At 57.7% G+C, this 16,295-nt stretch carries 16 protein-coding genes and 1 tRNA gene; 9 read left to right on the top strand and 8 right to left on the bottom strand.

The genetic code is table 11. The features are described from left to right. From QQX03_RS05940 to recR, 3 genes are all read right to left on the bottom strand, one after another. Positions 1 to 1,344: a DNA recombination protein RmuC gene (locus QQX03_RS05940; protein ID WP_285974852.1), complete on the bottom strand. Its 1,344-nt coding sequence runs from the start codon at positions 1,342 to 1,344 to the stop codon at positions 1 to 3. Positions 1,345 to 1,404: 60 nt separating this feature from the next. Next, positions 1,405 to 1,977, bottom strand: coding sequence for a peptide deformylase (gene def / locus QQX03_RS05935; RefSeq protein WP_285974851.1), 573 nt, complete (start codon positions 1,975 to 1,977; stop codon positions 1,405 to 1,407). A gap of 131 nt (positions 1,978 to 2,108) precedes the next feature. Beyond that, positions 2,109 to 2,705, bottom strand: a complete 597-nt coding sequence (gene recR, locus QQX03_RS05930; RefSeq protein WP_285974850.1) for a recombination mediator RecR — start codon at positions 2,703 to 2,705, stop codon at positions 2,109 to 2,111. Positions 2,706 to 2,770: 65 nt separating this feature from the next. Here recR and fmt point away from each other — a divergent pair, with 65 nt between their 5' ends. From fmt to QQX03_RS05915, 3 genes are read left to right on the top strand one after another with little or no spacing between them, the layout of a single operon-like run. Beyond that, entirely contained in the window at positions 2,771 to 3,676 is a 906-nt protein-coding gene (gene fmt / locus QQX03_RS05925; RefSeq protein ID WP_285974849.1) for a methionyl-tRNA formyltransferase, read from the top strand. After that, positions 3,673 to 4,419 (top strand): tRNA pseudouridine(38-40) synthase TruA, encoded by a 747-nt coding sequence (truA, locus tag QQX03_RS05920; RefSeq protein ID WP_285974848.1) that lies wholly within the window; start codon positions 3,673 to 3,675, stop codon positions 4,417 to 4,419. The genes fmt and truA overlap by 4 nt, the downstream gene beginning before the upstream one ends. A gap of 11 nt (positions 4,420 to 4,430) precedes the next feature. Continuing rightward, positions 4,431 to 5,543, top strand: a complete 1,113-nt coding sequence (locus tag QQX03_RS05915) for a zinc-binding dehydrogenase (protein WP_285974847.1) — start codon at positions 4,431 to 4,433, stop codon at positions 5,541 to 5,543. Positions 5,544 to 5,547: 4 nt separating this feature from the next. Here the strand turns inward: QQX03_RS05915 and QQX03_RS05910 are convergent, their stop codons facing one another. After that, positions 5,548 to 5,772, bottom strand: coding sequence for a hypothetical protein (locus tag QQX03_RS05910; RefSeq protein WP_285976968.1), 225 nt, complete (start codon positions 5,770 to 5,772; stop codon positions 5,548 to 5,550). A 382-nt stretch (positions 5,773 to 6,154) separates the two neighbouring features. On the opposite strand from QQX03_RS05910, the gene QQX03_RS05905 reads away from it, so the two are divergent. Then, positions 6,155 to 6,230: transfer RNA gene (locus QQX03_RS05905), tRNA-Val, on the top strand. 802 nt (positions 6,231 to 7,032) lie between these two features. On the opposite strand, the gene QQX03_RS05900 is transcribed toward QQX03_RS05905, so the two are convergent. Continuing rightward, positions 7,033 to 7,596: a TlpA disulfide reductase family protein gene (locus QQX03_RS05900; RefSeq protein WP_285974846.1), complete on the bottom strand. Its 564-nt coding sequence runs from the start codon at positions 7,594 to 7,596 to the stop codon at positions 7,033 to 7,035. Positions 7,597 to 7,636: 40 nt separating this feature from the next. Here QQX03_RS05900 and argH point away from each other — a divergent pair, with 40 nt between their 5' ends. Genes argH through QQX03_RS05880 form a run of 4 tightly spaced genes read left to right on the top strand, consistent with a single transcriptional unit; the run spans position 7,637 to position 11,342 of the window. Beyond that, entirely contained in the window at positions 7,637 to 9,013 is a 1,377-nt protein-coding gene (gene argH / locus QQX03_RS05895; RefSeq protein WP_285976967.1) for an argininosuccinate lyase, read from the top strand. Next, entirely contained in the window at positions 9,010 to 9,255 is a 246-nt protein-coding gene (locus QQX03_RS05890) for a hypothetical protein (RefSeq protein ID WP_285974845.1), read from the top strand. The genes argH and QQX03_RS05890 overlap by 4 nt, the downstream gene beginning before the upstream one ends. A gap of 18 nt (positions 9,256 to 9,273) precedes the next feature. After that, the gene (gene lysA, locus QQX03_RS05885) at positions 9,274 to 10,533 is read left to right on the top strand and encodes a diaminopimelate decarboxylase (protein WP_285974844.1); all 1,260 of its coding nucleotides are present in this window, start codon (positions 9,274 to 9,276) and stop codon (positions 10,531 to 10,533) included. Positions 10,534 to 10,544: 11 nt separating this feature from the next. After that, positions 10,545 to 11,342, top strand: a complete 798-nt coding sequence (locus QQX03_RS05880; protein WP_285974843.1) for a siroheme synthase — start codon at positions 10,545 to 10,547, stop codon at positions 11,340 to 11,342. Positions 11,343 to 11,538: 196 nt separating this feature from the next. On the opposite strand, the gene QQX03_RS05875 is transcribed toward QQX03_RS05880, so the two are convergent. Continuing rightward, positions 11,539 to 12,828 (bottom strand): adenylosuccinate synthase, encoded by a 1,290-nt coding sequence (locus QQX03_RS05875; RefSeq protein WP_285974842.1) that lies wholly within the window; start codon positions 12,826 to 12,828, stop codon positions 11,539 to 11,541. Between the two features lie 190 nt (positions 12,829 to 13,018). On the opposite strand from QQX03_RS05875, the gene QQX03_RS05870 reads away from it, so the two are divergent. After that, positions 13,019 to 13,321 carry an RrF2 family transcriptional regulator gene (locus QQX03_RS05870; protein ID WP_285974841.1) on the top strand — a complete coding sequence of 101 codons (303 nt, stop codon included), beginning with the start codon at positions 13,019 to 13,021 and terminating at the stop codon, positions 13,319 to 13,321. A gap of 191 nt (positions 13,322 to 13,512) precedes the next feature. On the opposite strand, the gene QQX03_RS05865 is transcribed toward QQX03_RS05870, so the two are convergent. Both QQX03_RS05865 and serA read right to left on the bottom strand, forming a co-directional pair. After that, a complete protein-coding gene (locus QQX03_RS05865; protein ID WP_285974840.1) occupies positions 13,513 to 14,619 on the bottom strand; it encodes an ATP phosphoribosyltransferase regulatory subunit in 1,107 nt (368 codons plus the stop codon). Positions 14,620 to 14,647: 28 nt separating this feature from the next. Then, positions 14,648 to 16,231 carry a phosphoglycerate dehydrogenase gene (gene serA / locus QQX03_RS05860; RefSeq protein WP_285974839.1) on the bottom strand — a complete coding sequence of 528 codons (1,584 nt, stop codon included), beginning with the start codon at positions 16,229 to 16,231 and terminating at the stop codon, positions 14,648 to 14,650. Positions 16,232 to 16,295 lie beyond the last annotated feature (64 nt).

Raw genomic sequence — 16,295 nt, 5'->3', positions numbered from 1 at the left:
CTATTCAGCCCCGTCCTTGCCGCCATCGATGAGCAAGTCGTCCGACGTATATCGCGGCGCGCCTTCAACGAGCGGGACCTCCTCGATTTCGCGCTTGCCGATCTCGATGCCTTTTTCCGCCAACCTCTTGCCGGATGACAGCACATTGCGTTCAAAGCTGCCAACGAAGCTGTTGTAATTCTTGACCGCGCTTTCGAGGCCACCCCCCACCCGTTTCAGATGCTGTGCAGCGGTTGAAAGTCGCTCGTACAACTCTGCCCCCATGCGTCCGATTTCCTGCGCCTCTTTAGCAAGGCCATCCTGCCGCCAGACTTGCGCGACCGTCCGCGCGATGGCGACCAAGTTGGTCGGGGTAGCCAGCAAGACACGCCGTTCGAAGGCAAAGTCCCACAATGTTGGATCCGCATCCAGGGCAGCTGTCACAAAATGTTCGCCCGGAATAAACATGATGACGTAGTCGGGTGCTTCTTCAAACTGGCTTTGATAGCTTTTTGCGCCAAGCGTCTGGACGTGGTTGCGCATGGACTTCGCATGCATTTCCAAATGCGTCTTGCGCGCATCGTCATCATCAGCCTCGAACGCGGCCTGATAGGCGTTGAGCGAAACTTTGGAATCGATTACGAGCTTTTTCTGGCCCGGTACGTTGATAATGGCATCAGGGCGCAGGCGCCCGTCTTCAGTGTCGACCGACTGCTCCATCAGAAAATCGGTGTGTTCAGCAAGGCCGCATTGTTCGAGCAGGTTTTGCAGCGCCCTCTCGCCCCAGCGCCCACGTGCCTTGGGCGCATTGGTGAGCGAATTGCCCAGCCGCTGCGCCTCGCGGCGCACCTCTTCCTGCCCTTCACGCATTGACTGGATCAGGCCGGTCAGCTGACCAAAGGCATCGACCCGCTGTTTCTCCAGCGTTTCAACTTGTAGCTCATACTTGGCCAGCCGCTCACCCACGGGTTGCAGCAAGGTCTTGATCTTGGCTTCACCCGCTTCTTCGGACTGCTTGAAGCGCTCATCAGCACGCTTGAGGAATTCTTCCTGACTGCGCGACAGCACTTCGCTGCCGAGCGCCTTGAACTGTGTGAGCATCTCCTCACGCGCTTCTTTCATCTGCGCCATCTGCTTGTCGAAATTGGCAGCGTTCGCTTTCAGCGTGGCAAGCTCAATCTGCGCCTCACCCAGTTCCTTGATCGCGGTTTTGAATTCGGCTTCGCGTTCTGCAGCAACAGCCTCCACTTCGGCCAATTTGGCCCTTGTATCCGCCGCTTGGCGAGAGCCGATAAACCACCCTGACCCCGCACCAATTGCGAGACCAAGAACAAGCGCGATGATAGTAAGAAGTGTAGGGTCCATCCCGTCAACTTAGGCGGAACGGAACCGGAACGCCAGTGCTGAGTAAGGTTTACCCGCAGCTTACGCCGCCTGCCTTAGCTTCTTCAGCTTCTTGAGCGCCATCTGACGTTTCAGGCGCGACAGGTGGTCGATGAAGAGAATGCCCTCCAGGTGGTCCATCTCGTGCTGGATGCAGGTCGCGAGCAGGCCTTCCATACTCTCTTCATGGTGGTTGCCGTCCAGATCCTGATATCGGACCGTACAGGTCGCCGGACGATCTACATCGGCGTAAATTTCCGGCACGGACAGGCAGCCTTCCTGATAGGTCGACTGCTCTTCCGCGGGATCAACGATAACCGGATTGATGAACGTGCGCGGCTCTTTCTTTGTAGCCGGATGGGTGTGCTTGTGCCCGTCATGCTCGCATTCGATCGGATCCGCATCCGGGTCTTCCGGTTGCAGATCGATCACCAGCACGCGTTTGGGCACGCCAACCTGAATGGCGGCGAGGCCAATTCCGGGCGCGTCATACATCGTTTCGAACATGTCCTCGACCAGCTGTTTCAGCTCGTCATTGAACTCGTCTTCCGCAACGGGTTCAGAAACGACCTTGAGCCGGGGGTCCGGCACTTCCAGAATTTCACGTATAGCCATAAAGCGGAAATAGGCGGTTGAGAGCTATATTTCAACGAAACTGTTATCCCGCGCGGCAGTTCGCTTACGCGAACACCTCCGCGGGGGCGGCCTACAGGCCGACGGGCGGTCGCCCGTTGACTGCCGTGACTTTAGTCAACAGGCCTCCGCGCCCTAAGCGCCTGCGCCAGCGTGCCTTCATCCAGATAATCGAGCTCGCCGCCCACAGGCAGGCCATGCGCCAGCTGCGTGATGCGCAGCGGAAACGCCTCTAGCCGCTCAGCGAGGTAATGCGCCGTGGTTTGCCCCTCCAGCGTCGCGTTCATTGCCAGAACCACCTCGTCGATCCCGCCTTCTTCAATGCGAGACAAAAGCGAAGCGATATTCAGATCCTCCGGCCCGATGCCGTCGAGCGCGGACAGCTTTCCGCCCAGCACGTGATACCTGCCGGTGAACAGTCGCGCGCGGTCAAGCGCCCAAAGGTCTGCCACATCTTCGACCACGCAGAGCGATTTTAGATCGCGGCGGTGGTCGGCACAAATCCCGCAAGGGTTCTTCGTATCGACATTGCCGCAAATTTCGCATTCAACCAGCGTATCGCGAACCGCGCCCAATGCCTCTAGCAGCGTTGGCAGCGCCTGCTCACGGTTCTTGACCAACCACAAAACCGCGCGCCGCGCGCTGCGCGGGCCCAATCCGGGCAGACGCGACAATGCACCTGCCAATGCTTCGATCTCTTGCGATGCCATGTCGTGACAGATAGGGGCTTGAGCGAATTCGAGAAAGGCCCGCCTGCACTGTTATGCGCCCCAAAATGACAATCGCGTTCATGGGAACCCCTGACTTCGCCGTTCCGGCGCTGGTTGCGTTGCACGAAGCAGGGCACGAGTTGGTGTGCGTCTATACCCAGCCGCCGAGCCCCGCAGGGAGAGGGAAAAAGCTTCAGCCATCCCCGGTGCATCGCAAGGCGAAAGAACTGGGGATCGAGGTTCGGCATCCGACCTCTCTCAAGAACCAAGATGCGCAGGCGGAGTTCGCGGCATTGCAAGCAGATGTGGCGGTGGTATCTGCCTATGGCCTGATCCTGCCGCAAGCGGTGCTCGACGCGCCCAGCTACGGCTGTCTCAATATCCACGCTTCAATCCTGCCGCGCTGGCGCGGAGCGGCCCCCATCCACCGCGCAATTCTGGCCGGAGATGCGGAAACGGGTGTCACGATCATGCAAATGGAAGCCGGGCTGGATACAGGGCCCATGCTCGCCAAGGTGATAACACCGATAGATGCCAAGACCACGGGCGAACTGACAGAGGAACTGGCCGAACTGGGCGCCAATGCAATGGTGGGCGTGCTCAACGATCTGGAGCATCTGGCCGCGATCCCGCAGGATGATGGTGCGGCAACCTATGCGCCCAAAATAGATAAAGCCGAAGCGCGGATCGACTGGTCAAAACCGGCAGAGGAAATTGAACGGCTGGCGCGTGGCCTCGCCCCCTTCCCGGGCGCATGGTCTGAAAGCGACGGAGAGCGCGTAAAATTGCTGCGGGCAGAATTGGCCGAAGGTTCAGGTAATCCCGGTGAGGTTCTCAATGAAGATTTCACCATCGCTTGCGGGTCCGGCGCGATCCGCCCGCTCCGCCTGCAACGCGCGGGCAAACCGGCGATGGATCGTGAGGACTTCCTGCGCGGCAATCCCATTGCGAAAGGCACCATTCTGTCGTGACTCGTTTCGCGCTGACACTGGAATTTGACGGCACACCGTTTCAGGGCCTGCAGCGTCAGAAGCATGGTCCAACCGTGCAGCAAGCCGTCGAGGAGGCGGCCAATGCCGTGACAGGTGAAGATGTTCGCCTGTTCAGCGCTGGCAGAACTGATACCGGCGTGCATGCTCTGGCCATGCGCAGCCACATCGACATCGGAAAAGAACTGGCACCATTCCGCCTGATGGAGGCATTGAACGCCCATCTGCGCCCTAACCCCATCGCCGTGACACATTGCGAGATTGCGCCTGACGATTGGCATGCCCGGTTTTCGTGTATCGGGCGAAGCTATGTCTATCGCATCATCAACCGCCGTGCACCGCTGACGATCGATCATAAGCGCGCCTGGCAAGTCCCGCAGGAGCTTGATGAAAAGGCGATGCACGGCGCTGCGCAGGCGCTGGTTGGCAAGCACGACTTTACCACCTTCAGATCTGCGCATTGCCAGTCAGACAGTCCGGTCAAATCACTCGATCGCTTGGATGTTGAGCGAGACGGAAACGAAATCCGCATTCACGCCGCTGCGCGCAGTTTCCTGCACCATCAGGTGCGCAGCATGGTCGGCTGTTTGAAGCTTGTCGGACAAGGCGTTTGGCGCGAAGATCAGGTTGCAAAAGCACTCGCCGCACGCGACCGGCAGGAATTAGGGCTTAACGCCCCGCCACATGGTCTCTACTTCGTAGAAGCTACTTACGCCGATTCTTGAGAGGAATAATCATGACCACCACTGGCCAACAGCTTTTCACCACGCTTACCGCCGACGGCAAGCTGACGCTGGAAGTGAGCGAAGAGAGCTTTCCTGAACCAACGGGAAATCAAGTGCTGGTCAAGATGGAGGCTGCGCCAATCAATCCGTCAGACCTCGCGATCCTGACCAGTGCAGCCGATTTCGACAAAGCCGAATATTCGCCGGGCAAAGTTGTCGCGCAAATGCCTGAACCTTTCCTCTCAGGCCAGAAAAGCCGCTACGGCCAACGTTTGCCAGCCGGCAATGAAGGTGCAGGCACCGTGGTTGCGACCGGCGACAGCGACATGGCCAAAGCGCTGATGGGCCAGCGCGTGGCCTGCGTTCCCGGCAATGCCTTTTCGCAATACGCTATCGCCGATGCGATGATGTGTCTGCCGCTGGGTGACCATTCCAGCGAAGTGGGTGCGTCCAGCTTCGTTAATCCGATGACTGCGCTGGGATTTGTCGAGAATGCAAAGATGGATGGGCAGAAGGCAATCGTCCATACAGCCGCGGCATCAAACCTTGGACAGATGTTGATCAAGATTTGCCAGGAAGACGGTATCGAGCTGGTCAACATCGTGCGCAAAGCCGAACATGTCGAGATGCTGAGAGGTATTGGCGCGAAATATGTCGTCAACTCCTCTGACGATGATTTCATGGAACAGCTGCGCACAGCAATTGACGAAAGCGATGCTTTCTATGGGTTTGACCCGATCGGCGGTGGGCAAGCGGTCGACAATGTGTTCAAGGCGATGGAGCAGGTCGCGGTCAGCAAGATGACCGAATATTCGCGCTATGGCTCTAACCAGGCAAAGCGCATGTTCATCTACGGCCGCCTTGACTTCGGCCCGACGATCCTGACGCCAAGCTATGGCTTTGGCTGGACGCTGTCAGGCTGGCTGCTGACTCCATTCCTGGCCAATGCGGGGATGGAAACTGTCGTGAAGATGCGCACCCGCGTACAGCAAAACCTCACCACCACTTTTGCGTCGAGCTACAAGGCGAAGGTCAATCTGGAAGAGATGCTGACCAAGGAAGCGATCAGCGATTATCGCCAGATGAAGACCGGCGAAAAATATCTCGTCACGCCCTGGGGCTGAATTTTCAGCGGTTATCAAATGCTGACTGGATCGCGCCGGGATCACTGATCCCGTTCGCGATCAGCAGCTGCAGCAGAATTCGTGCCTTTTGCAGATTGAGTGCACGCACAGCGACGAACCCATTGGCATCGTCCTCCGGCTCGCGATCAACCAACCCCTCATCCGTGCGGCTGGCTCGGACAATAATCAGCCCATCTTTAGCAAAACGGGCCAGCTCGCGCCGCACCACGTCAGGCAATTTCCTGTCACCTCAAGGACAAGCATCGCCTGCTGCGCCGCCTATGGCGCATGTTCTTTCCGATGTGTCGCCACCAGTTCTCTATTCAGCGGGCAACAGCAGGTTTTCCCTGAAGCGCTGCACGAGACAATCTATCTTGAATTTCCGTATACACTGGTTCTGATTCTTTTGGTATTCTGGCTGGGCAAGGTGTTTCTGGGCGACCGGATAACCAAGCGGAAGATGCAGCGATCCACGGTATCCAAGGCCACTTGATCACAATGGGCCTGATAGCTGTCTGAACCAGAATGTCGTCAGATCACCCATCACTTTAAACTCTATGATTGATTTTCCATGAATCGGCGCTAGATAGCGCGTCTCCGCAGGACGGAATGGGCGATTAGCTCAGTTGGTAGAGCATCTCGTTTACACCGAGAGGGTCGGCAGTTCGAGCCTGTCATCGCCCACCATTCAGTCACTATGCACACGGGATCACTGATTCTGTGCGCTAGTGGGCTGAAGATCCCCTCGAATATTTCCGATGTTTACGAACGATCCGAAAAGCTCTTAAGCCTTGTAGGAGACCGGCTTGGTCATCAAACAGACGGGGCTATTCACGGCAATTTCTCTGCTTGCTGATTTCGAGGTCGGAGGATGTATTGCATTAATTATGGCGAATTGATGGGTTGAAAGGCATGCAGCAAGACAGCCGCATCGCTCTTAAAGCGCCTTACGCAAGATCCGGTTAAACAGAGGTGGTCGGGTTTCGTATCCACCGTACCAGTCTGTTCGATTGCCTGCATTAGGCCGCTCCATCAGCGGGCATCCGCATCGAACCAGGCGATCAGGTTACCGGATCGATGCTCAAGGGGCATCGTCGAAGCCTTATCTTTGCAAGCGGTTCAAGCAGCGATTCGTAAGATCTTATGGTCGATGCAATGGGATGGCGATCATCGCTCACAGGATAGACCCCTTCTTTTCTGCCTTATGGTGCCTTGTGGGCAACGGTTCCGCTTTAAGTCAGTGATCCGCTTGCTGGAAACCTGCTCGACCAGCGATATCGGCATGCTGACCAGATCGTAGGCGTGTTACTAATCGGCCGTCGCAGCAAAAGCGGGCCTGAAGAAGCAGCGTCCTTCTTGTCGCTAAGAGGTGGCCAATACGCTGCATGGAAAGATGCCGGACTGGACGCGTGGAAGCGCGAATTCAGGCACACCTGATGTCAAGCTTGTTCGGGTTTCCGCTACAGCCATTGGGGTTGGAACTGCCGGACTAGTCTGCGATTACCGCTTCAATGGCCGCGATCGCTTCTTCCGAGTTCCAGTGATAGCCGCCCGCGACACGAAAAAGTTCCTTCGACTCGGCATCATACAGCACGGTGAGCGGCATCGCCCCGCTACCTCCGAAGCTCACACCCAGATCATTCGCGGGATCAAGCCAAGGCTCGAGATGCGTAAAATCGCGATCTTCGAAGAGCGGCACGACAGCTTCTGCGCCGCGCATATCCTGGCTTACGGTCAGCACGCGCAGCTCGTCCTCTTTCAGCGCAGCGAGTTCATCCAGCATCGGCATTTCGACAACGCATGGCGCGCACCAGGTGGCCCATAGGTTAATCAGAACCGGCTGACCTTGCAGAGCACCCAGATTGAGCTGCGCTCCATCCGGATTGGTCACACTGACTGCTGGCATCAATTCGCCTGCAAAGCTGTAATCGATCTCGCCGGTCAACTCCTGCTTGTCTACGCCCAATTCCTCTTGCGGTTGCGCGCCATGGCCAGCGCCACTATCGCAACCGGAAAGAAACAAGGCCGAGGCGCAGATGAGCGACCAAGACAACGATACCGGGCGAAAAGACATAGAGGCAGGCTCCAATCAGATGTGGGGCGGAAGGTTCGCTGAAGGGCCTAGCGCGATCATGCGCGAAATCAATGCTTCGATCCCGTTCGACAAAGCCCTGTGGCGCCAAGATATCCGCGCATCCAAGGCGCATGCAAGTATGCTGGGTGCGCAAGGCATCGTCAGCAAGGCAGATTGCGATGCCATTCTGGGCGGACTGGATCAGATTGCTGAAGGATACGCGCGCAATGGCGTGCCCGAGGATTGGGACCTCGAGGATATTCACATGACAGTCGAAGCACGTTTGACCGAATTGATCGGGCCAGCCGCTGGCCGCCTGCACACAGCGCGCAGCCGAAATGACCAGGTTGCAACCGATTTCCGACTCTGGGTGCGCGACACAATTGATGAATTGGATTCCACGCTGGGCCAGCTGCAACTGGCGCTGCTCAATCAGGCAGAAGCGCATGCTGACAGCATCATGCCTGGTTTCACGCATTTGCAGACTGCTCAGCCAGTAACATTGGGCCATCACCTGATGGCCTATTTCGAGATGATCGACCGCGACCGCGACCGTTTTAACGACGCTCGTACCCGGCTCAGCATGTGCCCTTTGGGCAGCGCAGCACTCGCCGGTACCGGTTTTCCGATAGACCGCGAAGCAACAGCCATGGCGCTTGGGTTTGCTGCTCCCACTCGCAACAGTCTTGATGCTGTTTCAGACCGCGATTTCGCCCTCGATTTCTTGATGGCTGCAAGCCAGTGCGCATTGCACCTTTCGCGGCTTGCAGAGGAATTCATTATCTGGGCCAGCCAACCCTTCGGTTTTGTGCGCATAGCGGACAGCCTATCGACGGGTTCCTCCATAATGCCACAGAAGAAGAATCCCGATGCCGCCGAACTAGTGCGCGGGCACACGGGTCGCATCATTGGCTGCGTGACCTCGCTCATGATCACCATGAAAGGGCTGCCGCTCGCCTATTCAAAGGATATGCAAGACGACAAACCGCCCGTGTTCGAAGCCGCGGGGCTGTTGGAGCTTTGCATCGCGGCCATGAGCGGAATGATTGCCGACAGCACTTTCAACACCGCACGGATGCGTGAAGCAGCCGAGCTTGGATACGCAACTGCGACCGACCTCGCGGACTGGTTAGTGCGCGAGGCCGACATTCCGTTTCGAGAAGCGCACCACATCACAGGCGCTGCGGTTAAACGCGCAGAGGCAGACGGTGTTGCCCTGGACCAGCTGCCGCTCAGCGTGCTTCAGGAAATCGACAGCCGGATTGATGATGGAGTGTTCAAAGCGCTCTCAGTCGACGCCTCCGTCGCCTCGCGCAACTCATATGGCGGCACCGCGCCTGATCAGGTAAAGGCGCAGATTGCCGCAGCGAAAGAGCGGATGGGATTGAAGCAATGACAAAACGGTCGATCGTCACACTCACGCTTGCCGCGATAGCGCTTGGCGCTTGCGGGCAACGCGCCGACATTCAACCGCTCGCAAACTCCAGCTTGCCGCCAGCGCCCTATGGGAGCGAAGCCAAACCAGAAGCGGAACAGCTATTGGAACTGGAAACTTTGGCAGCGCCACAACGTAGTGTTGAGTTAAGGCGTCGTTCGGAAGAACGCGAAGACGACCCGTTCGATCTTCCCCCAGAATAGGGAAATTTTAGCAAGTCTATGGACCATTTTGCACTCAAAGACGGTGTGCTTCACGCCGAAAACGTGCCTTTGCCGCAGATAGCCAGAGAGGTGGGGACGCCGGTCTATGTCTATTCGCGCGCAACGCTGGAACGGCATGCACGCGTTTTTCGAGAAGCACTGGACGAAGTGCCTGACAAGCTGATTGCGTTTGCGGTCAAATCCAATCCCAATCTGGCTGTACTGAAAGTGCTGCAAAACCAGGGGTATGGTGCCGATGTCGTTTCCGTTGGCGAAATGCGCCGCGCGCTAGCCGCAGGTATCGCTCCGGAAATGATCGTCTTCTCTGGTGTGGGAAAGACCCGCCGCGAAATGATCGAGGCGCTTGAAGCCGGGATCGGTCAATTCAACATCGAGAGCGAAGAAGAAGGCCTGGAGCTGGCCGAAATCGCGGAAGGAATGGGCCTGACCGCAGATTGCGCGCTGCGAATCAATCCGGACGTCGATGCCGGAACGCATGACAAGATTTCGACGGGCAAGGGAGACAACAAGTTTGGCGTACCGATTGATCAGGCAGGGCAAATCTTCGGAAAGCTTGCCAGCCAGAAAGGCGTGAACCTGCGCGGCGTAGCTGTACACATCGGCAGTCAGCTGGCCGACATCACTCCGCTCGAAAGCGCGTTCGCAAAGCTCGGTGAACTTATTGCCGGGTTGCGCGGCGCGGGCCACACGATCACCCATGTCGATCTGGGCGGCGGCCTTGGCGTGCCTTATCGCAAGGGCGAAGTTCTGCCCAGCCCAGCCGAGTATGGAGCCATGGTCGCCTGCGTCACTAAAGACTGGGGGGTCAAACTGATCTTTGAGCCCGGCCGTGTTATCGCTGGCAACGCCGGGGTTCTGTTGACCGAAGTGGTGCGCGTAAAGCGCGGGCTCAACAACCCCTTCGTGATTGTCGATGCGGCAATGAACGACCTTGCCCGCCCCGCCCTATACGGAGCGTACCACCATTTTGAAGCGGTTACGCCCACCGGTGAAAGCATGATCGCCAACATCGTCGGCCCGATCTGCGAAACTGGTGACACCTTTGCGCGGGACCGCCAATGCGATCTCGTGAAGAGCGGCGATCTGGCGGTTTTTCGCACGGCTGGCGCCTATGGCGCGACAATGGCAAGTTCATACAACTCGCGCGGGTTCGTGGCCGAAACTCTGGTTGATGGTGACAAGTTTGCAGTCGTGGCCGACCGGGTTGGCGCCGATTCCTTCATTAATGCCGAGCGCGTTCCCGACTGGCTAGAATAGATGAAACACTCATGATCAATTCGCTCCCGCTATTCCATCGCATCAACGGGCAGAAGGTACTGGTGCTGGGTAGCGGGGATACGGCTGAGCCCAAGATACGTTTAATTGAACGCGCCGGCGGTATAATCGAAGACGATATCCAACGCGCGATTGATGAGGGTGTGAAGGTGGCCTTTGTAGCCTATGACGATGCGGAGGCATGTAAAGTAGCGGCCATCAATTTACGCTGTGCCGGCATGCTGGTGAACGTGGTCGACATGCCGGATTTGTGCGACTTCACTACGCCGAGCATTTTGGACAGAGACCCGGTGCTGATCGCCATTGGTACTGGCGGGGCCTCGGCAGGGCTTGCCAAGCATGTACGGTTGCGCCTTGATGCTATCCTGCCGCAATCTCTGGGAAAGCTTGCGAGTGCTCTACTCAGCGCTCGGGAAAAACTGCGAGCCAAACACCCCGATGGTGCTGATCGACGGCGCGTAATCGATGCGGCTTTGCGTGAAGGCGGCGAATTGGATCCATTTGACGCCGCAAGCGCCGACAAGGTCGAGAACTGGCTGGCAAACGAGCAAAGCATCAACGATGGGAAGAACCAGATCATTCAGCTCACCAGCGAAGATCCCGAGGACCTGACGATAAGGCAAATGCGTTGGTTGGGTGTAGCGGACATCATTCTGATGGAAGGGGACGTCCCCGGCACAGTTCTGGCGCGAGCAAGAGCCGACGCACAGCGCGTGCCATCAGAACACGCCAAGGCAGACTACCCAGGTCAAACCGTAGTTCGACTTGTCGCGCCCATTCAAGCTGCTTGAGGCAACGCCAGATTGCCCTGCCGAACGAGTACAAAGGCCAAGCCTAGTAGCGCAAGAAACTGGTGAGAAATGCCAGCCGGGGGAGGAGCCCCTGCCCAAAATACTTACGTCGATGAATGTGAGCTACGCGGCCAGTCGGCGGGCCGTAATCCGGTTGAATAGGTAGCCTGTCAGGTTTTGCCTTGCGGCGAAGCCATCAATCGAGAAATGGATCGCGCACAAGAATGGTGTCATCACGTTCAGGGCTGGTCGATACCAGCGCGACCGGTGTTTCGATTAGCTCCTGAATCCGTTGAATATACTTGATCGCATTGGCTGGCAGATCCGCCCAACTGCGCGCGCCGGCTGTGCTCTCACTCCAGCCGTCCAGCTCTTCGTAGATCGGCTCAACCGCTGCCTGATCGCCGGCATGGCTTGGCAGATAATCCATCACATTGTTGCGCAGGCGGTATCCCGTGCAAATCTTAACAGTTTCCAAACCGTCCAACACGTCAATCTTGGTCAGCGCAATTCCAGTCACACCGCTGATCGCGCAGCTTTGGCGCACGATCACCGCATCGAACCAGCCGACCCGGCGTTGCCGCCCAGTTACTGTGCCGAACTCGTGACCACGTTCGCCCAGCAATTGTCCAACTTCATCGTCCAGTTCGGTCGGGAACGGACCGCTACCCACGCGGGTAGTATAGGCCTTCACAATACCGAGTACGAAGCCCGCGGCGCCCGGCCCAAGCCCTGAGCCCGATGCCGCTGTTCCGCTTACGGTGTTGGAGCTGGTGACAAACGGATAGGTGCCGTGATCGACATCAAGCAGCACGCCCTGCGCACCTTCGAACAGTATTTTCGCGCCAGCCTTGCGCACTTTCTTCAAACGCTTCCAAACAGGTTGAGCGAACTGCAATACGAAGGGCGCGATCTCTTTCAGATCATCCAGCAGACGCTTACGGTCGACCGGCGGCTGGTCAAAACCGGCGCGTAGTGCGTCATGATGCGCACAAAGTCGATCGAGCTGTGTATCCAGACTGTCCAGATGCGCCAAGTCGCAAACGCGGATCGCGCGGCGCCCGACCTTATCTTCATACGCTGGGCCAATACCGCGGCCTGTGGTGCCGATCTTGCCAGAACCCGCCGCAGTTTCCCTCAAGCCATCGAGATCGCGGTGGATCGGCAGGATCAGCGGGCAATTGTCTGCGATCGCCAGATTATCATCGCTGATCGTGACCCCCTGACCTTCAAGCTTTTGCACTTCATCCCGCAATGCCCATGGGTCCAGCACCACGCCATTCCCGATCATGCTCAGGGTGCCGGACACGATGCCGCTCGGCAACAAGCTCAGCTTGTAGGTTGTGCCATCCACCACCAATGTGTGACCCGCATTGTGCCCGCCTTGAAAGCGCACAACGGCATCGGCACGGCTCGCAAGCCAGTCAACAATCTTGCCTTTGCCTTCATCGCCCCATTGAGCGCCGATCACTGTAACATTAGCCATGCTTACACCTTACCCCCTGCCAGGGGGATCCTCATGGTCCTTCGACAGGACTCGACCAAGGGACGGAAACGTGGGGCGATATGCGCCCCGATTGCGCTCGGGCCGATAAAATGCCGAGCACTGCAAAGTCAAGCGCTCGAGCCAACGCTATCTGCATCTACTTTGGAGGCAAGCAACGGGATTGTTCGCTATGTGGATCAACAAGGGTGTAGAATGGGCTGCGCATGCCTGTGCCGTGATGGCACCGCTTTGGCCAGATCGCGGGCTGGCACTCTCAGCTATGGCTGAATTTCATGACCTCCCGGAGCCCTATATGGCCAAACAGATGCGAGCCCTTGCACGTGAAGGCATAATCACAGGGGGGCGTGGAAGAAGCGGTTTTCACACCCTCGCCCGCGCTCCAGATGAAATCACCTTGCTCGACATATTGCTCGCGGTGGATGGCGATAAGCCGATGTTTCGCTGGACGGAAATTCGTCAGAAGGGGCCTTGAGCGAGCAAACCGGCTGACTGCCAAGCGCCATGTAATATTGCAGCAGGATTCTGGCGCGCGCAGGAGGCCTACCGCCAAAGCCTGTCGGAAATCGACCTGGTAACACTCAGCCGCAGTGTTGCTGCTCAACTGGGCATGGAAAAGGTGATGCAAGCGGGCGTCTGGATCAGCGAACACGTGCGCTCGCGGAACTAGAGCGCAACCATATCCTTGCCGGAAAGCTTGTGCGTGCAGCCAAGCGCAAGGAGATCTTCGCCGTCTTCGATCTGGGCAAGAGTACGATAGCCTTTGGCACGAAGCTCCGCCGCTTTTTCTCTGTCATGCCCATTTGCGAGGTACACCAGATCGACTGTTTCGCTGCCCCGCGAGCCTTCGATCATCTGATCGACATATAGCGTGAAGCCGGTTGCTGGCTCATTGGCGCCGCCAATCAAATAGGTTCCACCCCGCCCCACTGCACCGCGAACACCTTCGGCATAAAGCGTGAAGCCAAACCAGCTTTGGTATTCGAAGCCATGGCGTTCGGTCGGATCCAATGTAACGCGCGCCGCGTCTCCGATCCGCTTCACAATTGCTTTCAGCCCCGCGATCCTGGAAGCGAGCGCCCCGCCGGCATCAATTGCACACAATTTCTCAAGTGCTTCTTCGAACGGGCCTGTCGCATAGAGCAGCGGTAGATAGGCTTCGCCACCTGCCGCGCGCAGTCCGCCTGCATCCTTCATATCCAGCTCTCGACGAACATTGCCGATCAATTCCGGTGCCAAGGGCAAAGCGCTTTCAGACAAAGTGTCGACAAGGTCTGGCAGCGTAAAATCAACCGAGATACCCGTCAGACCTGCTGCAGATAATGCCTCAATTGCGAGTGCAACCACTTCGCTTGCCGCAGCAACGGAATCTGCACCGATCAGCTCCGCCCCCAGCTGCGTTCGTTCACGCGCGGGTGCAAGCTGATCCGCTTTGATCTGCGCCGTCTCACCGCAATAGGCCAGCCGCAAAGGCCGCGGCGTGCCTGCCATACTGGTCGCTGCGATTCGGCCGATCTGCGGTGTGATATCGCTGCGCAAAGCGAGCGTACGCAGACTGACCGGATCTACGAACCGAAACATTCGGCGCGGCTGCACACCGTCCATACGGCCTGCAAGCGACTTCTCGAATTCGATCAGCGGCGGGCGTACGCGATCATAGCCATGGCTCCACAGCACATCGAGCGATGACCGCATGGCGCGCGTGATCGCCTCCGCCTCGCGCGGCAGCTTGTCTTCAAGCCCTTCAGGCAACAGGTCGTCTGGTTCGGTCATTACACGCGGGCGCTTGCCCTATCCGCGATCAGAATTCCAGCGCTTTGACCAGTTTCACACCTTCGATCTCAGTTGCCTGAGCGATCACATCGTCAGGGATCTTCTGATCGAGACTGAGAAGCAGCACGGCTTCGCCGCCGGCTTCGCGACGCCCGAGGTTGAAGGTTCCGATATTGATATCATGCGAACCAAGCAATGTGCCGATACGGCCGATGAAGCCCGGTTTGTCATCATTGACAACATAAAGCATGTGACCGCTCAGCTCGGCTTCGATACCGATTCCGAAGATTTCCACCAGCCGTGGGGCGTCGTTTCCAAACAGTGTTCCGGCCACGGAACGTGGTCCCTCGGCAGTCTGAACCGTCACACGGATCAGCGTGTTAAACGCCCCTTCGCGCGACTGGCGCACTTCGCTGACCTCGAGCCCGCGTTCCTTCGCGAGATATGGCGCGTTGACCATGTTCACCGTGTCTGAATAGCGGCGCATAAAGCCCGCCAGGACCGCACCCGTGATGGGTTTGCCGTTAAGCTCGGCAGCCGCGCCTTCGCGCTCGATACTGACCTTTTCGAGATTGCCGTGCGCGAGTTGTCCAACAAGCGAACCAAGCGCCTCCGCAAGGCCCATGTACGGCTTTAGTTTCGGCGCCTCTTCGGCACTAAGCGAAGGCATGTTGAGCGCATTGGTAACGCCGCCATTGACCAGATAATCGCTGATCTGTTCAGCAACCTGTAGCGCTACGTTCACCTGTGCCTCTGTCGTCGACGCGCCCAGATGCGGCGTGCAGATAAAGTTCGGCGCACCGAACAGCGGGTTGTCCGTTGCGGGCTCGGATTCAAACACGTCTAGCGCAGCTGCTGCAACCTGGCCGCTTTCCAGGCAATCCTTCAGCGCTGCTTCATCGATCAACCCTCCACGTGCGCAATTGACGATGCGGATGCCGGGCTTTGCATTCTCGAGCCGTTCGCGGCTCAAGATATTGCGCGTCTGGTCGGTCAACGGGGTGTGCAGGCTGACAAAATCAGCGCGGCCAAGCAGCGTGTCCAGATCGACCTTCTCGATACCGAGCTCGATCGCGCGCTCTTCGGTCAGAAATGGGTCGTAAGCGATCACTTTCATCTTGAGGCCTTGTGCGCGGCTCGCCACGATCGAACCGATATTGCCCGCACCAATCAGGCCGAGCGTCTTGCCGGTCACCTCGATGCCCATGAAGTCTTTCTTGGGCCATTCGCCGGCTTGCGTACGGGTGTTCGCCGCCGGGATCTGGCGCGCCAGCGCCATGATCATCGCAATCGCGTGTTCAGCAGTGGTGATCGAGTTGCCGAACGGTGTGTTCATGACGACTACACCTTTGCCAGAGGCGTAGGGGATATCGACATTGTCGACACCGATACCTGCACGGCCAATCACCTTCAGATTAGTGGCCGCATCCAGGATTTCTTTTGTCACAGTGGTCGACGAACGGATCGCGAGCCCATCGTACTGGCCGATGATCTCGGCCAATTGTTCAGGCGTGTGATCGGTGATCACATCCACTTCGCAGCCACGTTCTTCGAATATACGCGCGGCATTCGGGTCCATCTTGTCAGAGATGAGTACTTTAGGTTTGGTCATGTTACTGATCCTTTACGTGCTCTTGCGAAAACAGGAGCCCAGAATTTCGGTTTGTTCGAGTTGG

It is taken from the genome of Altererythrobacter rubellus (assembly GCF_030284385.1).
Lineage (GTDB): Bacteria > Pseudomonadota > Alphaproteobacteria > Sphingomonadales > Sphingomonadaceae > Erythrobacter > Erythrobacter rubellus.
Note: the sequence above shows the minus strand (reverse complement) of the source record. Positions and strands in the feature narration are given on the sequence as shown.

Excerpts from the sequence above, each read along its gene's own strand:
- argH (WP_285976967.1), top strand. The coding sequence starts at position 7,637 with ATGTGGGGCGGAAGGTTCGCTGAAGGGCCTAGCGCGATCATGCGCGAA.
- serA (WP_285974839.1), bottom strand. The coding sequence starts at position 16,231 with ATGACCAAACCTAAAGTACTCATCTCTGACAAGATGGACCCGAATGCC.
- QQX03_RS05880 (WP_285974843.1), top strand. The coding sequence starts at position 10,545 with ATGATCAATTCGCTCCCGCTATTCCATCGCATCAACGGGCAGAAGGTA.
- QQX03_RS05890 (WP_285974845.1), top strand. The coding sequence starts at position 9,010 with ATGACAAAACGGTCGATCGTCACACTCACGCTTGCCGCGATAGCGCTT.
- QQX03_RS05940 (WP_285974852.1), bottom strand. The coding sequence starts at position 1,344 with ATGGACCCTACACTTCTTACTATCATCGCGCTTGTTCTTGGTCTCGCA.
- fmt (WP_285974849.1), top strand. The coding sequence starts at position 2,771 with ATGACAATCGCGTTCATGGGAACCCCTGACTTCGCCGTTCCGGCGCTG.
- lysA (WP_285974844.1), top strand. The coding sequence starts at position 9,274 with ATGGACCATTTTGCACTCAAAGACGGTGTGCTTCACGCCGAAAACGTG.
- QQX03_RS05875 (WP_285974842.1), bottom strand. The coding sequence starts at position 12,828 with ATGGCTAATGTTACAGTGATCGGCGCTCAATGGGGCGATGAAGGCAAA.
- QQX03_RS05870 (WP_285974841.1), top strand. The coding sequence starts at position 13,019 with ATGTGGATCAACAAGGGTGTAGAATGGGCTGCGCATGCCTGTGCCGTG.
- recR (WP_285974850.1), bottom strand. The coding sequence starts at position 2,705 with ATGGCATCGCAAGAGATCGAAGCATTGGCAGGTGCATTGTCGCGTCTG.
- QQX03_RS05915 (WP_285974847.1), top strand. The coding sequence starts at position 4,431 with ATGACCACCACTGGCCAACAGCTTTTCACCACGCTTACCGCCGACGGC.
- def (WP_285974851.1), bottom strand. The coding sequence starts at position 1,977 with ATGGCTATACGTGAAATTCTGGAAGTGCCGGACCCCCGGCTCAAGGTC.
- QQX03_RS05865 (WP_285974840.1), bottom strand. The coding sequence starts at position 14,619 with ATGACCGAACCAGACGACCTGTTGCCTGAAGGGCTTGAAGACAAGCTG.